Annotated in this window: 14 protein-coding genes, 1 tRNA gene and 2 pseudogenes; 5 read left to right on the forward strand and 12 right to left on the reverse strand. The window is 55.6% G+C overall.

Annotated elements, in window-relative coordinates; genetic code table 11:
- Position 1 precedes the first annotated feature (1 nt).
- The 4 genes and pseudogenes from So717_RS08655 to So717_RS08670 all read right to left on the reverse strand — a co-directional run bounded on the left by So717_RS08655 (position 2) and on the right by So717_RS08670 (position 4,184).
- Positions 2-1,147: pseudogene (locus So717_RS08655) on the reverse strand (fumarylacetoacetate hydrolase family protein).
- On the reverse strand, positions 1,144-2,055 hold the full coding sequence (locus tag So717_RS08660) for an aldose epimerase family protein (RefSeq protein ID WP_159976114.1): 912 nt from the start codon (positions 2,053-2,055) through the stop codon (positions 1,144-1,146). The pseudogene So717_RS08655 and the gene So717_RS08660 overlap by 4 nt, the downstream one beginning before the upstream one ends.
- Positions 2,056-3,786 (reverse strand): IlvD/Edd family dehydratase, encoded by a 1,731-nt coding sequence (locus tag So717_RS08665; RefSeq protein ID WP_159976117.1) that lies wholly within the window; start codon positions 3,784-3,786, stop codon positions 2,056-2,058.
- Positions 3,783-4,184 carry an SMP-30/gluconolactonase/LRE family protein gene (locus So717_RS08670; protein ID WP_159976120.1) on the reverse strand — a complete coding sequence of 134 codons (402 nt, stop codon included), beginning with the start codon at positions 4,182-4,184 and terminating at the stop codon, positions 3,783-3,785. Before So717_RS08670 ends, So717_RS08665 begins: the two co-directional genes overlap by 4 nt.
- A 72-nt stretch (positions 4,185-4,256) precedes the next feature.
- Between So717_RS08670 and So717_RS22220 the strand changes: the two genes are divergently transcribed.
- Positions 4,257-4,436: a hypothetical protein gene (locus So717_RS22220; RefSeq protein ID WP_238840753.1), complete on the forward strand. Its 180-nt coding sequence runs from the start codon at positions 4,257-4,259 to the stop codon at positions 4,434-4,436.
- Here So717_RS22220 and So717_RS08675 read toward each other — a convergent pair.
- Entirely contained in the window at positions 4,407-4,760 is a 354-nt protein-coding gene (locus tag So717_RS08675; RefSeq protein WP_159976123.1) for a hypothetical protein, read from the reverse strand. The two genes, So717_RS22220 and So717_RS08675, sit on opposite strands and share 30 nt — an antisense overlap.
- 158 nt (positions 4,761-4,918) lie before the next feature.
- Between So717_RS08675 and So717_RS08680 the strand changes: the two genes are divergently transcribed.
- The 3 genes from So717_RS08680 to So717_RS22225 all read left to right on the forward strand — a co-directional run bounded on the left by So717_RS08680 (position 4,919) and on the right by So717_RS22225 (position 5,895).
- Entirely contained in the window at positions 4,919-5,254 is a 336-nt protein-coding gene (locus So717_RS08680; RefSeq protein ID WP_159976125.1) for a hypothetical protein, read from the forward strand.
- 219 nt (positions 5,255-5,473) lie between these two features.
- Positions 5,474-5,549 (forward strand) — tRNA-Thr (locus So717_RS08685).
- A gap of 184 nt (positions 5,550-5,733) precedes the next feature.
- A complete protein-coding gene (locus tag So717_RS22225; protein WP_238840755.1) occupies positions 5,734-5,895 on the forward strand; it encodes a hypothetical protein in 162 nt (53 codons plus the stop codon).
- A gap of 147 nt (positions 5,896-6,042) precedes the next feature.
- Here So717_RS22225 and So717_RS22635 read toward each other — a convergent pair.
- The 7 genes and pseudogenes from So717_RS22635 to So717_RS08725 all read right to left on the reverse strand — a co-directional run.
- Positions 6,043-7,083: pseudogene (locus So717_RS22635) on the reverse strand (recombinase family protein); the annotation flags it as partial.
- Positions 7,059-7,421: a hypothetical protein gene (locus tag So717_RS08695; RefSeq protein WP_159976128.1), complete on the reverse strand. Its 363-nt coding sequence runs from the start codon at positions 7,419-7,421 to the stop codon at positions 7,059-7,061. The pseudogene So717_RS22635 and the gene So717_RS08695, both read right to left, overlap by 25 nt.
- Before the next feature lie 77 nt (positions 7,422-7,498).
- A complete protein-coding gene (locus So717_RS22240; protein WP_238840757.1) occupies positions 7,499-8,272 on the reverse strand; it encodes a recombinase family protein in 774 nt (257 codons plus the stop codon).
- Entirely contained in the window at positions 8,257-8,565 is a 309-nt protein-coding gene (locus So717_RS08705; RefSeq protein WP_159976131.1) for a hypothetical protein, read from the reverse strand. The genes So717_RS22240 and So717_RS08705 overlap by 16 nt, the downstream gene beginning before the upstream one ends.
- Before the next feature lie 641 nt (positions 8,566-9,206).
- Positions 9,207-17,636: an SPM autocatalytic domain-containing protein gene (locus tag So717_RS22245; protein ID WP_238840759.1), complete on the reverse strand. Its 8,430-nt coding sequence runs from the start codon at positions 17,634-17,636 to the stop codon at positions 9,207-9,209.
- Entirely contained in the window at positions 17,629-18,594 is a 966-nt protein-coding gene (locus tag So717_RS08720; protein WP_159976133.1) for a hypothetical protein, read from the reverse strand. The genes So717_RS22245 and So717_RS08720 overlap by 8 nt, the downstream gene beginning before the upstream one ends.
- A 400-nt stretch (positions 18,595-18,994) precedes the next feature.
- A complete protein-coding gene (locus So717_RS08725) occupies positions 18,995-19,549 on the reverse strand; it encodes a hypothetical protein (protein ID WP_159976136.1) in 555 nt (184 codons plus the stop codon).
- Between the two features lie 129 nt (positions 19,550-19,678).
- Here So717_RS08725 and So717_RS08730 point away from each other — a divergent pair, with 129 nt between their 5' ends.
- Positions 19,679-20,362, forward strand: a complete 684-nt coding sequence (locus So717_RS08730) for a hypothetical protein (protein WP_159976139.1) — start codon at positions 19,679-19,681, stop codon at positions 20,360-20,362.
- The last annotated feature ends 60 nt before the right edge of the window (positions 20,363-20,422 follow it).

The raw sequence follows: 20,422 nt of genomic DNA on the forward strand, positions 1-20,422 counted from the left end.
CTTAAATGAGTTCTCGTTGCGCGAGGTTGCGCATCAAATGGCTGACCCCGAAGGTCCAGGGGGGGCATTCGGTCGACAAACGCACGACATTGCGCAACGTGCCGAGCTGACCGTAGGTGATTTCGATGACGTCGCCCAGGCGATGTGTAAACCCCTCTCCCGGCCCGTTGCGGTCCTGCGTTGGGGCGAAAAGTGTACCCAGGAAGAGCATGAGGCCGTCCGGATACTGATGATGCGGCCCGATGGTCTGGCGTATTAGGTCCTCTGGGTCGCGGCTGATCTGGGACATGGACGACGCGCCGTTCAAGACAAATCCGTCCTCGCCAGTCACGGTCAGATCAAGCTCTGCCTGGCGCACGTCATCTAGGCCAAAGCTCGGGTCAAAGAGCCTGATCATTGGGCCGATGGCGCAGGAGGCATTGTTGTCTTTGGCTTTTGACAAAAGCAGGGCTGATCGTCCCTCCACATCGCGCAGGTTCACATCGTTGCCAAGCGCTGCCCCGACGATGCGGCCTTTGGAGGACACTGCCAAGACAACCTCAGGCTCAGGGTTGTTCCAGTTTGAAATCGGGTGCAGTCCGACCTCTGCACCAAAGCCCACGGCAGACAGCACTTGCGCCTTGGAAAACACCTCGGCGTCCGGTCCGATGCCGACTTCCAAATACTGGCTCCAGAGTCCTTAGGCGATGAGCGCCTCTTTGGCTGTCATGGCATCGGCTGAGCCTGGCACGATATTGCGGAGGCTCTCACCAATTGCTGCAGAGATCCGGCCGCGGATCGCATCGGCGGCTTTCAAATCGCCCGCCGCACGTTCCTCAATCACCCGCTCGATCATAGAGCCGACGAATGTAACGCCGCAGGCCTTCACGGCCTGCAGATCACAGGGGGCGAGAAGGTGAAGTTTATCGGGGTCCAGGCGCGCATCTGCAAGGTCTTCCACCGCGCCGAGATCCCGGCCTTGCGCCGCAGCAACAAACGCAGCAGGGTCGTCCATCTCACAGATGTCGCGGATGGTCGGTGCTGCGCGCGTCGTGATATCCACAAGCCGTCCGGCCGATACTTTTACGACGCAAGGGCCCTCAACCGCCGGGTCCCAAACGCGCCCGACAAATGCCCCGGCAGTATCCGGTAAAGTTGCCATACTCATGATGTCCTTGTTGTCTCTTGGCGAGAAAGCGGCTCGCCGCCGATGTGCATTTCAATAGATATGGTTTCGCCCGGTGCCACAGGCGCCATGGGCGCAATCTCCGCCGCCAGGGCGGCATGGGCCGCGTTGGGTGCGTGGCTGACAGGTTCGAGGCAGATTGCATCAAAGTCCTTGGCCACAAAGCAATGCAGATTTGGCACCGCAGACCGGACACGGACGACTAGATCTTTCGCGGGTCGGACAATTTGGGCCTCGCCAGACCAACCCGTGAAACAGGTGTCGAGGCCAGCATCACGCCAATCCAGGTCTGTCTGCGTTGTGGTGCAGGCCACATGACCGACAGGCAGATTATTCGCATCCATTTGAAATTGGCCCTTGGCGGCGAAGGAAGCGGTTGTTTGCAGTTCATCGCCTGGGGCAGCGATCCAGGGGTGAAAGCCGAGCCCGGAACTGAGCGGCGTGTCGCAAGCACTTTCGAATGCCAAGCTCACGGCAAGCCCGTCGTCACCAAGGGCTATGGTTTGGCGCGCAGCGCCCAAAGTTTGGCCGTTGGCATCCAAGATGAACGTGGTGAGCAACGCACTCGCATCGCCGCATGCGCCAACGATCCAGGGTCCCATGAAGCCCGTGCCATGCATCGCGAGCCCCTGCGCGGGCCAGTTCACCGGAACCGCGCGGCGGTCGTCCCCCGCGGGCAACCAAGGCTCTGAGAGCCTGTTTGCGAAGGGCACCATTGGGAAACAGCCGTAAAGCGGGAGGCCATCCAGTGTTCCTTCTGCACCGGGATTGGAGCGCAAGAGGTCTATGAAATCCGCCCCGTCCCAGTACTGCAACGACGCGATAAGCCCGCCCTCGTCCGGCAAGATCGACACACGATAGCCTGCAGATTGCAAAGTCAGTGCCGTCATTCAATGGGATTCCCGCGGGACCTCGGCGCCGCGCTTGCCAACGAGGAAGTCTAAATCGGCCCCTTGGTCGGCTTGCAGCACATGGTCGATATAGAGCCTTTGATAGCCAGAGGTCATGTGCGCATCATTGGGCTGCCACGCCACGCGCCGTTTTGCCAGTTCTTCGTCGGACACAAGCAATTCCAACGTCCGGTTTGCCACATCAACGGTGATCTGGTCCCCGTTTTTGACAAGCGCGATGGGCCCACCGGCGGCGGCCTCAGGCGCAGTGTGAAGGATGACGGTGCCAAATGCCGTACCCGACATCCGCGCATCCGAGATCCGCACCATGTCGCGGACACCCTGCTTGAGGATTTTTTCGGGCAACCCCATGTTACCCACCTCCGCCATGCCGGGATAGCCCTTGGGCCCGCAATTTTTCAGCACAAGGATCGATGTGGCTGTGACCTCAAGATCGGGGTCATCAATTCGATTTTTATAGTCATCGATGTCTTCGAACACGACGGCAGGGCCGGAATGTTGCATCAGTTCGGGACTTGCCGCGCTTGGTTTGATGACCGCACCCAGGGGGGCGAGATTGCCGCTCAAGACCGCGATGCCACCGCTCTGCGTTAGCGGCGCATCCGTGGTGCGGATGACGTCAGGGTTGAAATTCTCTGCCTTGGCGATCTGCTCGGCTATCGTCGAGCCTGAGACAGTGGCGGCATCGCCGTGCAATAAGCCCTTGTCCAAAAGATGCTTCATCACGACGGGCAATCCCCCCGCGTAATAGAAATCCTCCATCAGATACTGGCCAGACGGTTGTAGGTTCAAAATTGTGGGAACGTCCCGACCAAGCGCGTCCCAATCCTGCGACGTAAGCGGCACCTCCAGACGCCCGGCGATCGCGATCAAGTGGAGGATCGCGTTGGTTGACCCACCGATAGCCGCGTTCACGCGAATTGCGTTTTCAAAGCTCTCGCGCGTGACAACATCGCTCATCTTGATGTCTTGACGCACCAATTCAACGATGCGTCGCCCGGCATATTGCGACAGCGTGCGACGGCGCGCATCCACGGCCGGTGTTGCGGCGTTCTGGGGCATACCCAACCCGAGCGCTTCCACCATGCTGGCCATGGTCGAGGCGGTTCCCATTGTCATGCAGGCACCAGGGCTGCGCGACATGGCCTGTTCGGCATCCATAAAGTCCGCGAGGGTCATCTCACCGGCACGCATATCTTCCGACATCTTCCACACGGCCGTGCCTGAGCCGATGTCGCAACCACGGTGCTTGCCGTTCAGCATCGGCCCGCCAGAGACGACGACAGTCGGCAAATCACAACTGGCAGCCCCCATCACCAGCGAGGGGGTGGTCTTGTCACATCCGCACAGCAGAACCACACCGTCCATGGGATTGGCGCGAATGCTCTCTTCCACGTCCATGCTGGCCAGATTGCGGAACAGCATCGCCGTGGGGCGAATGTTGTTTTCACCAAGCGACATGACCGGGAATTCGAACGGGACCCCACCGGCCTCCAGCACGCCGCGCTTCACCCTTTCGGCGAGGTCGCGCAGATGACCGTTGCAGGGAGTGAACTCTGACCACGTGTTGCAAATCCCAATCACGGGGCGCCCATCGAAATTATCAGGCGGCGTGCCTTGGTTGAGCATCCAGGCGCGGTGGATCGTCGTGTCCTTGTCGGTCCCGCCAAACCAGGCCTGCGAGCGGCGTTTTCTTTTCTCGTCAGTCATGATCCAACTGCCCCCTGAGCCCCAAAGACATGTGGGGCGAGGCCTTCATTCTGCGTGGAAATGCGATAGAGCGAGCCGCTATCGGGGTAGGCGACAAGCTCTGCATCATCGAGGATGATCCGGGCCGTTGTCACATAGAGATCGGTAAGATCCTGCCCCCCGAAACAGCAGCTCGTCACCATTGGCACAGGCAAGGCAACACTGTGCCGCTTCGCCCCGTCCGGCGCGAAACAGCCGATCCGACCCTTGGTAATCTGGCACACCCAAAGATTGCCTTCGGCGTCGACGGCCATACCGTCGCAGAGCCCACCGAACGGCTTCAGGTCGACAAAGACCCGCCGGTTGGAGAGCGCGCCAGTCGCGAGCACCAAGTCGAAGGCAAGGACTTGCCCGTTCATCGTATCACTACCTGCACGAGGCGGTCGCGTTCTTCCAGCCAGACAACTTGCAGCGGTTCAGGTCGTGGATGCTTGCCAATCAAAAACCTGCATAAGATCCGGGGCATCAATATCACAAAGAAACACATGACCATTGCCGTGCATGTCGGTGAGGATTGGATGGGCGACCCAGCCGTGAACCGCTACCAGCTCGAATTGCCCAAGATCGAAGCGCCAGACTTATCATATATCCTTGGTACGCTCGGCTGGTAGCATGTGGCTAAGACGGGCGCGCCTGACTTTATTGTAGGCAGATTTGACCGTTTCATATTGGTCCGGCTCCAGTTCAAAAATCCGCACGTAGTCACGGAACGCCTGATCGAGACTCATGTCTTCCGCTCGCTGCCGACAACTCAACCAATCGAAAATGGAGGCGTAGTCGAGTTTCGACTTCGACCCTAATACCTTACGTTTCTTCCGCCTTACCACTGGTGTTTCGAGGTGTTTGGTCAGCGCGATTTCTTCGTCTTCATGCGGGTTGAATTCCACGACCGCATCGCAGAGCTTTGAGAAGTAGGCGCGAACGTTGGGCGGCATAGTGTTGAGGTGCGCACGGAGGTGCGCCCACGCGTCATAGGCGTCGTTTCCGTCTTCTGCCGTCGAGTTGAGAATCTTATTTCTAACTTCACTGACTCACCAACACGCTGTTCCTACCTGTCTCCCACACCACTCTTCACGGTGAAGGTGGCAAATTTATGGAGCAAACCAACATGACTACCCAACACCCAATCGAAACGTATCACGAAGAGTGGCGACGTGACCGCGCAATCATTGACGAGTTCCTCTACCAACTACGTTGTGGTAAAAAACCAGAACTGATCAATGACGACGTTATAGGCTGGGAACTTTTTGTGGACGGGCACGGCTACTACCCGCTCAAAGACTGCGAGGAGATCGTGAACAAGATCATTGAAGAGTTGGCGTTTCACTACCAACGTTTGTCCGCAGCACTTGGAGACCCAAACCTTCAACACAACCACTTGGCCTTCAAGACAATGCGCGACCACGTGCGCCCAGCGACAGGAGCATAAGCAATCGGTAGAGCAAAGGTTTAGGCGGGCATTGACACGACCGCCTAAACCACTCAATTCGTCTGACTTTCCAGCAGAATGGGTCTTGCACTCATCGCATTTTGCAATTACACGACCGCCCACCAGCGTTGGTGAAAATCGGCAAAATTGCAAAACAATTGCATAGCCAAAACTTCAATCAACGTTGAACGCGAAAAAATATAACATTTTCAAGCGTTTGCCCCTATAGCTCAGCTGGTAGAGCAACTGATTTGTAATCAGTAGGTCCGCGGTTCGAGTCCGTGTGGGGGCACCATATTTAATTTTCCAGCGTGGTTTTCAGCTAAGGCATTGAACGGAAACGCTATTTCTGGTGTTCGAGGTCCCTTGTCTCGGTGGTAGTGAAGGGGGGCTGTGAGGACCAGTTTGAGGATCGCACGGCGTAATTCGAAGCTGCCTTTTTCCCAGGCTTTCCAGGGGTTTGCGAGGAACTTGAGGGTGTGTTCGAGCGCCTCCTCGAACGACCGGCGTGGTTGTCCCTGATTTTGCAGTTTTTCTTCGAGTGCAGCCTTGTTCAACTCCAGTTCGTTGAAGCGCTTTTCAAGGCTGGTCGCGAGACGCTCGTTCGTCGTTCCAACGATCTTGTCGAGAATCTCTTCTGACTTGCGCGCTGTGGCCTTGATCTGCGTCTGGAGTTCTTTGCGGCCCTGCTCTACGCTTTCGATCTGCTGGTCCCAGGCTATCCGGAACATCCTTCGCGCGAGTGCAAAGGCTGGCTTCGTCGGTGTGATGTTCTGCAATAATTCCTCAAACTCGCCCTCCAGCTTGTCACGGGCAATCGACTTGCCGTAGCTGGCGCAGTTTTTGGTCTGGCAGACGTAATAGGCGTACTTCTTACGTTTGCCCTGCGACCAAGCCGAGCGGTAGGGCACGCCGCAATCACCGCAGCACACAGCACCGCGCAGGACGAAGTCGCGGTTGATGTCGGCGCGCATGGGCACCTTTGCCACGCCTGTGCGGCGCTCCTGAATGCGCTGGAGGGTAGATGCACTGATCAGGCCTGCATGGTGTCCCTGCCGCAGTGTAATGCCCCAGGGCGGATGCTCGATCATGCCGGCATAGATCGGGCGGGTGAGCAGATTGGTCACGCGCTGTGGATGGACCGCGCCGTTGCGGCCTTTTGGGAAGACCGGCTGATCTTGTAAGAAGCGTTGGACTTCGGCTTGCGTACCGAAGCGACCTAAAGCGTAGCCATTGAGCGCTTCTTCGATCACGCTCGCCAGAGGCTCGTCACGGACCAGCAGTTTGCCGTGCGAGCCGTCCTTCTCATATTTGTAGCCCATGGGTGCCGGGAACACCCAGTAGCCGCGCTTCATGCGCTCTTTCATCTTCTGCAGGGTCTGGCGCCCGTTCTGCTCGCGTTCCAGCTCGCCCTGCGCTGCAATGATGGTTTCGATGAACTTGCCTTCGGGCGTGTCTTCAAAGCGGAAGTTCAGACATTCCACTTTTGCGCCGCGCATCGCGAAGGCCTTGCGGAGCTTGATATGGAATTCGGTGTCACGAGCAAAGCGCTTGAGATCATCGAAGATCACGACATAAGGCTTGCCCTTCTGCGCATCGAGATAGCTCAGCAGGGCCACCATGCCGGGACGCTTCATGAAGTCGCCGCCGCCGGAGACATCATCGGGAAAGACAGCCTCGACAGCGTAGCCTTTCTGGGCGGCATACTCACGGCAGCGGGATTCCTGGCTTTCGAGCCCGTGGCCCTGCGTGGCTTGCTTGGTACCTGAGACCCGGCAATATATCAGAGCGGCCTGTTCAGGCTTTATCTGTCGTTGGGAGTTCTGCATGGATGCGCCTCATCGTTTTGGGTTGAACGGGGTGCAACTGTTTCATGCGCTGTATCTTCTTTGGTAAGCAACGATAGCACATCGACGCGGAGTGCGCGAAGATTTTTTGATGTGTTATCAACAGCCTCACCGTTAATCGGTGCGACGGAAACGCCGAGTTCGGCGAAGATGGTGACGATGTTCCAGAAGGTCATCAAAAACGCGCGCGCCTGCTCTTCATCCAGATCACCGCAAAGCGGATCGTCTCCAAACTCTTCCAGAAGCTCATCTTCCAATGTCCTTTGCGCGGGCGTCTCTGATGGGCAGCCCACATCGTTGTTTTGTTCCTTATCTGTCATGGATCGGTCCTTTCATAAAAGAGGCGCTGGCCCGTTTTCAGAGCACAGCGCCTGCTTAAGGTCATGATGGGCACGCTTCAGCGTTCCATGCGCGGCTGAGAGTGGTTTTGCCCGGAGCGTTCACGAAACCGTTCTGGCGTACCGCCACCGCGACGATCAGACTGGCGCGACTCGCCCTGGTCGTAAGACTGTTGCTGGTTGCGTGTCAGAGCCTGTTCCCGGCGTAGATGCAGCGCATGGGCGCGGACTTCGCTGATCAGATCCTTGACCCGCGGAAGCTCGCTATCGGAGAACGAGTTGGTCTCCTGTAGCTTGCCGTTGCGGTCTTCATAGACCTTGGCGAGGCTTACCGTGCAATAGAATACGGCGTAGCCGTTCATCATACGGCCTTTCATGCGGTTGGAGGTTTGTTCTGCGTTCTTCTCACGTTGATGTTGCGCAACCGAGGCCAGCATATGCTCGACCAGCCGCGAGTCGCTGTCTTCACCAAATTCAATCGACGGGCTTTCCAGGATGCCACCCGCATCGGCCAAGGTTTCGCGCAGCTTGATATGGGCCTGCACGTTCCGGGCAAAGCGGCTGATGTCGTCAATGATGACGACAATGCTGTCTTTCTTGTTCAGACGCAGGAAGGATAACATGCGATCCATGGCAGGGCGACGTTCGAACTTGCCGGACATATCGTCAGAAAAGACCTCAACAACGTCATAGTCTTTGTAGGTCGCGTATTCCCGGCAACGATTTTCCTGAGACGCCAGACCATCCCCCTCCCGCACCTGTTTTGCGCCGGAGACACGGGTGTAGATCACCGCTTTAGTGGGTTTGATTGTGGTGTTTACTGATCCGTCCATGGGGCCTCCTCGTGTTTGTCTTGATGGGTGGTGTCTTGCTCCAGCAAGTATAGCAGATCGGGCGGATCATCGGACAAAGGATCATCCGGTTCTCCACAGATTTGGGTCACGGGATTGAGGTCAAAGCCCAAGTCCACAAACATCACAGCAATGGACCAGAGCGTTTCGATCAGCTCTTTCTGTTGATCCAGAGGTATGTCGCTCTCTTTGAGCATTGCGGCATAGACTTCCCAGTCGATGCTTAAGGTTGGGCGTGATGGCAAATCATCACAGCTGTTGGTTGGCGCGGGCATAGGGCGCTCCTTTCTTCTATAGATTTTGGGAAAATGTGGTTCGATTGGCGTTCTCCGAAATCGGGCGCACAATCAGAACAAATATAGAACATGTTCTCACATCTTCCGCCACAGCACAAGGAAAATTTGTGAATATTTTCCTAGGCTTGCGGGAAAGGTAGCATGCCACGCCAGCGAAATGCCGGGTGTTCAGAGGGTGAATGCGGGTGGAAATCCAAGCAATGCCTTGGCTGACAGCAGTTCACGCGGTAGCCAGAGTGCATGGCATTCGATCCGAAAAACACAGCGCACAAAGCGCAGCTTCACCCGGTTATCATCGCCGTCGCGCAGTTGACTGACCTGCGATATGAGGATGTGCTAGATTTGTCTTCTGATCAGCCTTGGGCAAGAAGCCCGGACTACAAACGAAATATCCGCAGCGGCCAGTTCTCACATGTGCGCGCCAAAGCGATCTATGACTGGTTGCAGGACCATCACTTCGTGACGGCGCATAAACATGCACCGGGGATATTGGTATTGCTGGAATTGGTCGGAAACATCGCCAAGACAAGACACACCCTCTCTAAGCTAGCCGCACCAAGCTCACGCTCCTGCCCAGCACCGAAAGGATGCCGGGCAGGACAAACGATGGGGATACAGACCTATAAAAAGTCGAACACCCCTTCATTTGCCGTAAACCAGGCGACGGTTTCAACGGCGTGGTTGATTTCGTCGTCTGCCGACTGCTCTTCCTCAACCTTGACCGAGACAGCACCACCGGTACCCAGATCATACCTCAGCCCTGCTGGATCAGGACCAACCAGGGTCTGCATCTCTGCGAAGAAGGCTTCTTGATCATCTAGAGTTGTCCCCGTGGAGGCGAACTCGTGGGTGACATCGAGCTGCCCGGTCTCGAAGATCGTGCTGCCCGCCGCGATGTCCAACGCCACCCAGTAGAGCTGTTCCGTTGCAATCGTGGACAACGCCCCGTTTTGTGCCTGCTCCGCCTGCAGTGTGAAGTCGAAGCTCGTGGTGCTGACGTTCTCCAACCGGTGCGTGAGCGCTCGCGCCTCCGCATCGCCGCTCAGCTGAGCCATCACGATGGGTGTCGAGCCAAAACCGCTTAACGCAACGGTGGCTGCCGCCGCTGAACTCACCTGCTGCTGGCCGAAGGTCACTTCTGTACCGTCGGACAGCGTGTGGCTGCCAAGGCTGCCCGCCATCCAGCTGACTGAAACCTCTGTGTGCCCACCATCCAAATAGTCCCACTCGTCCACCTGGAACTCAAAGCCCTGGTCGGTCACATTGCGGACCCGGAGATTGAGCGGCTGGTCGCCTTCCGAAGAAGCCGGGCCCATGACGACGGCTGCGTTCTCAATCGTCTGATCAAAGAGCACTGTGTGCCATTCAGTGCTGTCCGCTTGGGACACTCTCAGATCCCCAATCTGCATCAAGCCCGAGGTTACTACATCAACCGGTGCTAGCGCGGAGGAGCCCTCCAGCTCTGCCGCCGTGACGCCTTTGACCACCACCTGATCAGCATCAGCAATCCGCAGCACTGCCCCATTGGCACCGTCGGTGATCTCGAAGGACGGCAGTTGCCCGTCGATCCGGATGAGGTCTTCAGCCAACGAGAAGTCCTCGATCACGTCCTGCCCGCTGCCAACCGAGAACACAAAAGTGTCCGCGCCTTGACCGCCGGTCAGAACATCGTCACCAGCGCCGCCGTCAAGTGTGTCATTGCCATCATTTCCGTAGATCGTGTCATCCCCGATGGTCACACTATCGCCGTCCCCGTCGGTGAACCCGACGACTATGTTGTCATCAGCAGCCGTTCCATTCACGCCAACCGGTGGGACGGGCGCACCCGTACCGCCGACTTGGAACACACCCGTGTCTGCCGTGAACCAAGCGACGGTTTCGGGGATGTGATGGGTCTCATCATCTCCTGACAGCTCCTCTTCCACCTTCACGGATACCGCACCACCTGTGCCCAGGTCATATCGCAGCGCCGCCGGGTCGATCCCGTTGAAGGACTGCATATCTGCAAAGAAGGCTTCGGGCGCATCCAGACTGGTGCCAGTGCCCGCATAGTCATGCGTGACATCCAGCCGCCCGCTTTGGAAGATCGAGCTGCCGTTTGCAATGTCCAACGCCACCCAATAAAGCTGCTCGGGCGCGATGGTGGACAACCCGGCGTTTTGCGCTTGCTCAGCCTGCAAGGTGACATCAAAGCCATTTGTACCAACTTCGAGCCGATGCGTGAGTGCCCGCGATTCGGCGTTCCCGCTCAGCTGAGCCATCACAATCGGTGCCGACGCGAAGCCACTCAACGCTACAGTGGTTGGCGCCGCCGAGCTCATTTGCTGCTGACCAAAGGTCACCCGCGTGCCGTCCGACAGCGTGTGGCTGCCCAGGCTGCCCGCCATCCAACTGACCGAGACTTCCGTGTGCGCCCCGTCAAGATAGTCCCACTCGTCCACCTGGAACTCAAAACCTTGGTCGGTCACATTGCGGACTCGCATGTTTAGCGGCTGATCCCCTTCCGACGACGGCGGCCCCATGACGACAACAGCGTTTTCGATGGTCTGATCAAAGGCGACCGTATACCAATCAGCACTGCTCGCCTGCGTTACCGGAAGGCTGCCAATCTGCACATAGGAGGTTGTCGGAGCCGTCTGCTCCAGAACAATCTGAACGCCACCAAGTGCGGCTGATCCCTCTAGCTCTGCAAAACTCACCTTGCGCAGAAGGACCTGATTGTCCCCCCCGAGCTTCAGAACGACCCCATCGGGGCCATCACTGGCCTCAATGGGACCTTGGATACCCGCAAACTGGAGTCGGTCCTCTGCAACCGAGAAATCCTCGATCACATCCTGTCCGTCACCCGCCGCAAGCACAAAGGTGTCGCCCCCGGACCCACCGGTCAAAACGTCATTACCCGAGCCACCGTCGATGGTGTCATCGCCATCGCCACCAAGGATAACGTCCTCGCCTTGCTGACCGAAGAATGTGTCGTCGCCACCTCCACCATTAATCGTGTCATTGCCCTCTCCGCCATAGACGACGTCCAGTGCATTGATGCCGGTTTGTTCATTGTCGTTGAAGATGTCTGCGCCCGAGCCAAGATGAACAGTATCGAGACCATTATCTCCCCAAACAATGTCATCACCATCACCTGCGCGGATCACATCAGCCTGTGCGCCGCCACGGATTTGGTCGTTGCCATCACCGCCCTCGATGCTGTCAAACCCATCGCCACCATCAAGTGTATCGTGTCCGTCGCCTCCAAGGAGGGTATCGTCACCAAAATCCCCGTTCAGAGAATCGGACCCAGCACCTCCATCAAGGCTGTCATTGCCTTCGCCACCACTGAGAGTGTCGGCCCCAGAGAACCCTTCGATGGTGTCATTTCCAGAATTGCCAGCGAGATTATCTGCGCCTGCGCTACCACCGATACTGTCAGCACCCGTCGTCCCAGGTCTCATCAGGCCCGCTGCTGTAAACGCGCCTGATGCGAATACGATACCATCTGCAAATGCGAAGGCCTCTATGTGCACGCCCAGGTGAGCGAAGTATGCTGTGCCCGATTGTCCGTTCCCCTGCCAACTGATGGTCAACATCTCGCCGTTTGACGCGTCGCCAGACACCCATCTTGAGAACTTCACGTCAGATACAGAAAGATCCGTAAACTCGACGCGGTCTTGACCTCCGCCTGCGCTCTCCGCTGTTCCGTCAACAAGGACATCGCCAGCTGAGGCACTGATTAGATATGTGTCATTTCCCGCGCCGCCGCGCAGATGTTGTGCTTGGGAGAGGTCAACACTATCCAACCCTTCCCCGGCATCAAGTATGTCATCTCCGGCTCCACCAGACAGCGTATCAACACCAGTACCACCTTCCAGAGTATCGTTCCCGCCTTTTCCAACCAGGAGGTCGGAGCCGTCCAGACCCTTCAGAATGTCCCCATATGCGCTGCCAATCAGATGGTCAGCGACATCCGTCCCCTCAAATGTATCCGTGAAGCTGGGTAGCGTCGGTGCATTGAACGTAACAGATGTCGCGGTCAGGTCCGATGCGGTTGTATTGTTCAGTTGCCAGACAACCTTAGAGCCGATGACGATGAGCAGATGCGCTCCACTTTGATGGAGGTGATTGCTTTTTAGGTCTGAGAGCGATGTGATCGCTGCTTCTCCAAAGAAGGACAATTTATCGCCTTCTTCAGGATTGAAGTCGAACACAACGTCCTGAATACGTCCAGTGTCATAGACAAACCAATCTGCCCCGGAACCGCCAGCCAGGAAGTCTTGGCCTGCACCGCCATCGAGCGTGTCGTTGCCGTCACCGCCGAGGAGCTGGTTGGTTGTTCCATTGCCGTAGAGAACATCATCAAAGGAAGATCCAAGAAGATGCTCAACGTTAACGTATGTATCGCCTGTCGCCTCGCCACGATTTACTGAGGCGTCGCGAAGGCTCGCAACAACGGAAGAGGTCGCGGTATTATATTGGACAATGTCGTTGGATCCTGATCCACCATCAAAGGCGTCCGCACCCTCTCCTCCAATCAGAAAGTCATCACCGCCGCCGCCGTGCAAGTTGTCGTTCCCTCTGCCGCCAAAAAGACCGTCATTGCCGTTACGACCAGCAAGGCTGTCGTCGCCATCCAGACCGAAGAACGTATTGTCTCCGGTATCGCCAGAGAGGCTGTCACCATGCGCTGATGCGCCAAAGACCTCGACGCCAGTATAGGTATCGCCAGCCGCATCACCACGGTTCAGACTGGAGTTCAGTAGATCAAGTGTAATGCCTGACAACGCGCCGTCATAGGTCAGTTGGTCTGTCCCAGCGCCTCCATTAAAATGGTCTGCGCCCGCACCACCAATGAGAAAATCATCGCCCGCACCACCGTTCAATGTGTCGTTGCCATCACCACCCCGGAGCGTATCGTTCCCGTCAAGCCCGATGAGCGTGTCAGATCCACTCAAGCCTTGAAGGCTGTTGTTTGCGGCATTCCCTGTGATCCGATCAGCATAGTGCGAACCAACGACATTCTCGATAGAGACCAACGTGTCCCCGGTCGCATCGCCGCCAGAGGCACTTCCAGTGGACAGATCGACGGTAACACCCGCCCAGCTGCTCAGATAATCGACGCTGTCATTCCCTGCGCCTCCGTCCAAAATATCTGCACCGCCATTGCCGATGAGAACATCATCTCCGCCGCGCCCAATGAGCGTATCTGCACCTCCGTCACCACCCAGCGTGTTTGAGTAAGGATTGCCTTCGATCAACCGCCCAGGGGCCGCATATGGGGTTGCGACATCTGGGCTGGTCAAGAATGCTGGCACTGACGTCTTATCAGCACCTATCTGCACGCTGGCACCATCAGGCAGCCAAATATGCGCGACATTCAAAGCTGCCGGTATTACATCTCTGATGACAAGCGCGCGACCGCCCCCAATATCGGCGTAGGTGTCGCTTCCCATTCTTTGCAAGACAAGCGTCGAAAGAGGCAAATCCCTTAAATCGATCCGGTCACCGGTCGATCCATCGAAGTCAACAATGATCGCCGCGCGGGGGCCAGGAGCAATGCCATCGCCATCCTCACGTTGGATTCTAAATCGATCCCCACCACCTTCACCCCACAAGCGGTCAAAACCGCCCGTGCTGATCAGCCAGTCAGCGCCACCGCCGCCGCGCAAGACATCGTTCGCATGACCGCCACCGTCGCTCAGGACGTTCGCTGAGGAGTTGCCAATCAAAATATCATTGTGACGTGAGCCCGTGACGTTCTCGATATTCGTATAGGTGTCGTCATGAGCTTCTCCCGCAAAACCTCGGCCTTGCGACAGATCCACATGCACGCCAGTGCTCAGATACCCGTGTTCATAGGTGACGAGATCAACCCCATCGCCCCCGTCAAAAGTCTCTCGCCCCTGCAACGCAGCCAGAATATCATCACCAGCCCCACCTCGGAGTGTGTCGTTCCCTGTGGCACCAAACAGGATATCGTCACCGCCTCTGCCTTCAAGGAGATCAGCACCGTTCTCGCCATTTAGAAGGTTCGTTTCTGCGTCGCCTCGCAAAGTATCAGCGTGCTCGGAGCCTTGAATATTTTCAAATCCAGAGAAGGTATCGCCCGTTGCATGACCGCCACTCGCAGTTCCAAGCGCCAGATCAACGGACACGCCTGCGTTGCTCGCCCCATAGGCAAGTCGGTCCTTACCCTCTCCACCTGATAGACTATCTGCCCCGGCTCCACCGCCAAGATCGTCGTCGCCCGCGCCACCGATCAGCGTATCGCTGCCTGCGTCTCCATCCAGGTCGTCGTTGCCAACTCCGCCGGTAATGAGGTCTGCGCCATCTCCGCCATCGATAACGTCATCCCCAATACCGCCATTCAATGTATCGGAACCGGCGCCTCCGACGATAATGTCGTCGCCGCCCATGCCATCGACAGAGTCGTTTCCACCATCCGCAAAGATAGCGTCCCCGCCGCCACCGCCTGAGATCGAGTCGCCCTGACTTGTCCCAACGCGTACGCCTTCGAAAAGATCGCTGACAGTCTCGGTCTCAAGTCCACCCAAGACGCCACCTTCATCAGCGAGCGCCCGGCTTCCAAGGAGCAGGTCAAAACCAGCAGCATCGGAAAGAGCTGTGTTAATGTCTGAAACCGTCTCGCCAAGGCTCTCCCTCAGTGCAACGAGCGTATCGCCCAGCAACGTCCAAAACGCATTCGCCTCATCAGTCGTCAGCAGGCCAGCCCAATCCGCCGCCCGGACTGCGATGCTATTGAGATCTTCCGTGAGATTGAGTGTATCGGTCGCAAAATCATAGCTCGTTTCGCCAATGACGCGCTCTAGCGGCCCCTGCGCCACTAGACGTGCTGTGAGAGTGGCGTGGATGCCTTGCCACGCAACCTTGATGCCCAAGGAGGCGTTTTCTCCGACAAAACCTCCACTACCGCGCTGCGCCCACTCGACGCCAGAAAAGACCTCCATGAAGTCGACCAAACGAGCATCAATGTTCGACCCGTCACCTGTCGCACGTGCATCAGGATCGTTATCGAGAACGCCCGCCCATTTCAAAAGAATGTCTCGGGTGAGCTCTGCAGCCCGGCCCAACTGATCAAGCGGCAAGCGGTCGAGTTCGCGGACCAAGTCCCGGAGTTCGTCATCCCTGGTCATCGCCAGATGCAGTGCAGGCATCGAGCCATAGCCGCGTGACAACGGCAGCAGAAGAGCCTCGACGTTCAGCTCAGTTGTCGCGCCAAAAACTTGGCTTTGTGCACCCAGCTCCCACGTGTTGACGTTATCATTGAGATAGTGGACATCCGCCACCTCTCGGGTCTGCCCGTTCATGACAAAGGTCGATATGCCGGAGATATAGTTTTCCTTCACATACCGGTTATCGGATGTCTCCGTGTAGTCAATGGACGTAATGCCGTAGTGATCAAGTGACTTGAGCTCGTCAGCTTGGCTAACGCCATCCTGGTTGAGGTCACGCCAAACAAGGAAATCACCCCAATCATCATCGGCAGCTGTGATGCGTCCGTCACCATTGCTGTCATGCAACCCAAGTTTGACGAAGGCTGGCATCTGATCGTCGCCATAGAGCTCGGTGATGTCATCGATGGTGCCATTGCCATTGTGATCCATGGCCAACTGACCATCATCAGCGCCAACCCAACCGACACGCTCCGCAAACCCATCCGCATCAATGTCAAAGAACACAGTCCCGTCATCGTAAATGTGCCGAAGGTCCGCTGCTACGCCATCGCCATCAAGGTCCAACACCAGCGGAGAAACATGGTTCATCGCCCCGCCAAAAAATTGCAACGATGCATCAATCGTTGATGTCGGACGAACTTCAACCTCTTCACCAGATGAAAACTGGACCGCACCAAACGAAAAGTTGAGTTGGTTAGCGGGATTGTCGTCGAGCAGATCAGCATCAAGACCAAAGTCTAGCGCTGCATCGCTATTCCCCAGAAAGACCGTCTCACCTCCGAGGTTAAATGCCGAGATGCCGCTTACACTTTGCGATGAACCTGGGGCAAAGCTTGCTTGATCAAAACTCAGGCCAAAACTGCGAGCGGCCTCCTCGAGGTCATTTAGTCTAAAAGAGTTAAAGCTTTGCTCATTCTGTGAGCGATTGTCGAAGGAAAAATTTCCGCGAAATACATCAATACTATCATTTACTCGCAGGCGTTCATTACGAATACTATTCAGGTCGTTGACAATATCGCCCTCCGACACTTGTATCATAGACCGGTTACTGAAGAAATCATCTGGTCGCCTAAACCAAGCATCCTCGGTCTCTGAATAGGAGTAGAGTCCAACTTGATTTGGAGGTTTCGTTGGATCATACAGGCTGGGAATGATATCTCGCACTTGAGATAGGGCTCCGGCACCCAAGGAGTCGAAAGCCGTTTGCAGAACACGCTCACCTTCTTGAATAAAACGCTTACCTTCCACGAACGACGTAATGCCAAAGACTTCCGACTTTGCTGTCTGTCCGGCGGCAAAGGCAACAGTCGTGGTATACCGATCTTGCGCAACTGCGTCTGATTCAATCCATTGGCCGATTGAACGGGTTTCGCCTTCGATCTCCACCTCTACATTCTGATAAAACAGCGACCCACCCCAGCCTGCAAGAGCCCTGACAGCCCCTTCCTTTGTGCCGCCGCCAGCATCGATCGCTGGTTGAATGTCATTTTGAATTAACTCATTGAATTTCGGAACTCTACCTTTTTCAACGATATCTCTCAATGCGTTCTTCGCTATCTGATCGGAGATGTCTTGAATGGATTGACCTGAGGCTGAGTTCCAAACATGCGATATACTTGCAGCAGCATAAATAAATTTAGCTTCAGCATCTTGATTGGTGGGTAGTTCTCGACCGTGAATGAACTGGTTAACTTTTGATGCATTCTCCAGCCAAAATACACGGGCATCGCTTTCATCAAGCCCTTGCCCACGAAGATGTTGAGCTATCAAATCGTAACCGACATGCAGATCAGTATTGCTATTTGCAATTGAGCTTAGTTCGCTCAAAAGTTCTTGATCTGAAATTGAAATTGCTTGCTCAGTCACGAGTCATTCTCCAATCGCCCATTAACTTTATGATTTTCCAGTATACTTCGCTCCAATCAGCTAGGCTGCGACGAGGAAGCGAATATGTCATTTCAGGTAGATCTGACGCAGGATCCAGTGGGCCAACGCTGAGACTGCGGCAAGGCTCATATGAGGCTCGCACTCTGTCAGAGCGTGCTGCGATGCTAGGAGCAGTACATCGTATGACTGCGAAGAGTTCGCCGTCCCAAGCACGCAGGCTAGCGTACTCAAGTGCATCAGAACTTGGATCTGTTTCTTCCACACCTCGGATCCAGCTTAGGCCGTCATAGACGATGACATCACCTATGCCTTGGACAAGGCGACCAGAATGCTCTTGAGATTTCCCCGAGATTACGTCCTCTAACTCCGCACTAAGAGCGTCCTCAGTCCGATCCAGCCACCGCAGTCGCTCCATCCTTAGTTCACTAGCAGCAGGTGTATTCATCGGGAGAACATTAGCGACAATAGTATATTCATCGGGTCCAGGCGCCTCGCGGCCTGCTTCACAATGCCTTTGATACCTATTTCCAGGCGCTTCAGGATAGCGTAGCGACGGCATCCAGAACTGAAGGCCATAAATCCCCGAGACTTCAACGCCATCGGCACTAAGAGCTTCTTCATAAAAAGTAAGGTCTGATTTTCCGGCCTGATGGCCTAAAGGCAACGCGTAACGCACCCCATTGACAACCAAAACGATTGTATCATCGAGCCGAAATGGGGATGAAGAATACCGATGGTTTCCTGTTCGGTTAACCAAGAATCTTTGGATATTTTTCTCTTCGGTTATCCAAGAGGGGCATTGATCGCCAGAAAAACGAAGGTAGTTCGGCAAATCTTCACTGGCGGAGGATTGTGATGCAGTAAGAAACACCGCCGTTAGGAACTGAGCGAACCGTCTCTTAAGTAAGATTGGGGAGCTATACGAAAACTGATGCATCTACAGCTTCTCTCAATAGTTGAGCGCGAATGGCGTGAACAATTTTGACAGTTTCCCCAAACGGAGAAATTGCCGACTCAAAGATGATAGTTGGCAAAACCCTATTGCGCACAAAAATGCCCCCGCACCCCTGTTGACCAGCGTCTACCAGACGAATTGATGTAAGCTATTGAGGACCCTTGTTCGTTACGAGATCACCTCAACCACAAGTGGACATAAACATGCTACTGATGCGTGCAGCAAGTGAAATGGTTAACAAAAACAAAAAAATTTGAATCATGGTTAACGGCAGTCAAAATTGGTCTGCAGATCACAAAGTTGACCTTGCGTTAGCTAAGCAAATTTAGACCAATTCTATTTGAGACATTCATATTCTAGCAGATTGAACTCTACACCCTCATCACCGATCAAAGCTCAATCCGGGTGAACGATTGCGCTGCCTCGATGCATGGTCGAGGCCAGGGATATTCGGCTTTGGTCGTTTGAGGTACGTGGCGATAGTCTTGGCGAGGTGTTGGCGTTCGACTTTGTGTCTATCGCGGATGGTGCGGGCTCGGGTTTGGAGGTCTTTGCGTTCTGTCATTTGCGCCAGGATCAGACGGTCACGCTGCTCCTGATCGCGGTGAAGGCAGTTAAGCGCTTCGCGTTCATTGAGCTTGATGGTAGCGCTGTGCGCGCCGGTCAGGCGGTCAAAGATACCGCGTAGACCTTTGTTGAGGCGCTCTTGCCGCGCTTTGGTTTCTGCAATCCAACGTTGGTATTGTTTGGTTTTAAGATCATCGCGCTCTTGCCGTTGCGCCATCACCATCTGCGCGCGTTCATTGATGAACGGCAGCAGGTCTTTGCGGTGCTGGTCTTTGACTTGGTTGATGTAGCCCTTCACCTGATCCGTTTTGCGCGATTGTAGCCATGCGCCAACATCGGCGGCGGGTTCTAAGCCGGGTGTGTCGCCCAACCGGGCTTTGAGCTCTTTGGTTTTAATGCCGGTCCAACGTGCCAGGGCATAGATATTGCCGTTGATGTCGAGGGCGACAACACCGCGCCGGTCGCCCTTGGCCAGATACAGGCCTTTGTCTGAAAGGGCATGCTTGAGGGATTTCAGATCATCAGATTGCGCCCAAGCATCTTGAAAGACCTGTTTTATCTCTCTGGGATCGACGCCGACCCACCGTCGTCGCGCTTCTATCTTATCATGATCGCGCAGGAAGAATTCGCGAAGGCCTTCATCTTGTTTCTTGTAAGGGAGAACATTGCCCCCTTTAGCAGCGCGGTACTAAGAGCGATCCGCGATCACTCATGCAAACAGCTGGTCGGGATGATCATGGACTACATGATCATGCATTGGGAGGAATACGAGGAGCTGGAGGCCGCGGTCAAAAGAGATGTTGAACTTGGAGACCGACTTCCCAATGACGTCGGAAGTGCAATTGAACTGCTTCGCTACGAGAAGATCGGACGCTGGGAAGCCAACAATTGGTCTTGGGCCGAAGACCCCGAGTACGACACAGAAGCCTTGCAAATTGCGCGCGGCAAAAAGGATCGCCGCAAACAAGATGCGCTGTATGTTCGGATCGGTCGAGATGGTCAAGTATGTAATACCCCCAATACGGTGAGCGAGGCCGAAACACAGGAGGAATTTGAGCGCGCAAGCCGGTTCGGTCGCTTCATCAGGGAAATTCTGTGCGGGCAGCATTCCACCTATCGATACGAAAAGGCAATTTCGGCTCTTCAGACGTTGTTTGAACATCAACTGTCCAATCGGCAATAGGTTGTCTGTACCGTCGGTCATTATATTTGTTTTCGCAATTGTATTGCGTAACTGAGCTAC

The organism is Roseobacter cerasinus, assembly GCF_009811755.1.
Taxonomy (GTDB): domain Bacteria; phylum Pseudomonadota; class Alphaproteobacteria; order Rhodobacterales; family Rhodobacteraceae; genus Roseobacter; species Roseobacter cerasinus.

What these genes read in the sequence shown, in the direction of transcription:
- So717_RS08660 (WP_159976114.1), bottom strand. Translation starts at nt 2,055, where the DNA reads ATGACGGCACTGACTTTGCAATCTGCAGGCTATCGTGTGTCGATCTTG.
- So717_RS08665 (WP_159976117.1), bottom strand. Translation starts at nt 3,786, where the DNA reads ATGACTGACGAGAAAAGAAAACGCCGCTCGCAGGCCTGGTTTGGCGGG.
- So717_RS08670 (WP_159976120.1), bottom strand. Translation starts at nt 4,184, where the DNA reads ATGAACGGGCAAGTCCTTGCCTTCGACTTGGTGCTCGCGACTGGCGCG.
- So717_RS08675 (WP_159976123.1), bottom strand. Translation starts at nt 4,760, where the DNA reads ATGCCGCCCAACGTTCGCGCCTACTTCTCAAAGCTCTGCGATGCGGTC.
- So717_RS08680 (WP_159976125.1), top strand. Translation starts at nt 4,919, where the DNA reads ATGGAGCAAACCAACATGACTACCCAACACCCAATCGAAACGTATCAC.
- So717_RS08695 (WP_159976128.1), bottom strand. Translation starts at nt 7,421, where the DNA reads ATGACAGATAAGGAACAAAACAACGATGTGGGCTGCCCATCAGAGACG.
- So717_RS22240 (WP_238840757.1), bottom strand. Translation starts at nt 8,272, where the DNA reads ATGGACGGATCAGTAAACACCACAATCAAACCCACTAAAGCGGTGATC.
- So717_RS08705 (WP_159976131.1), bottom strand. Translation starts at nt 8,565, where the DNA reads ATGCCCGCGCCAACCAACAGCTGTGATGATTTGCCATCACGCCCAACC.
- So717_RS08720 (WP_159976133.1), bottom strand. Translation starts at nt 18,594, where the DNA reads ATGCATCAGTTTTCGTATAGCTCCCCAATCTTACTTAAGAGACGGTTC.
- So717_RS08730 (WP_159976139.1), top strand. Translation starts at nt 19,679, where the DNA reads ATGCTTGAGGGATTTCAGATCATCAGATTGCGCCCAAGCATCTTGAAA.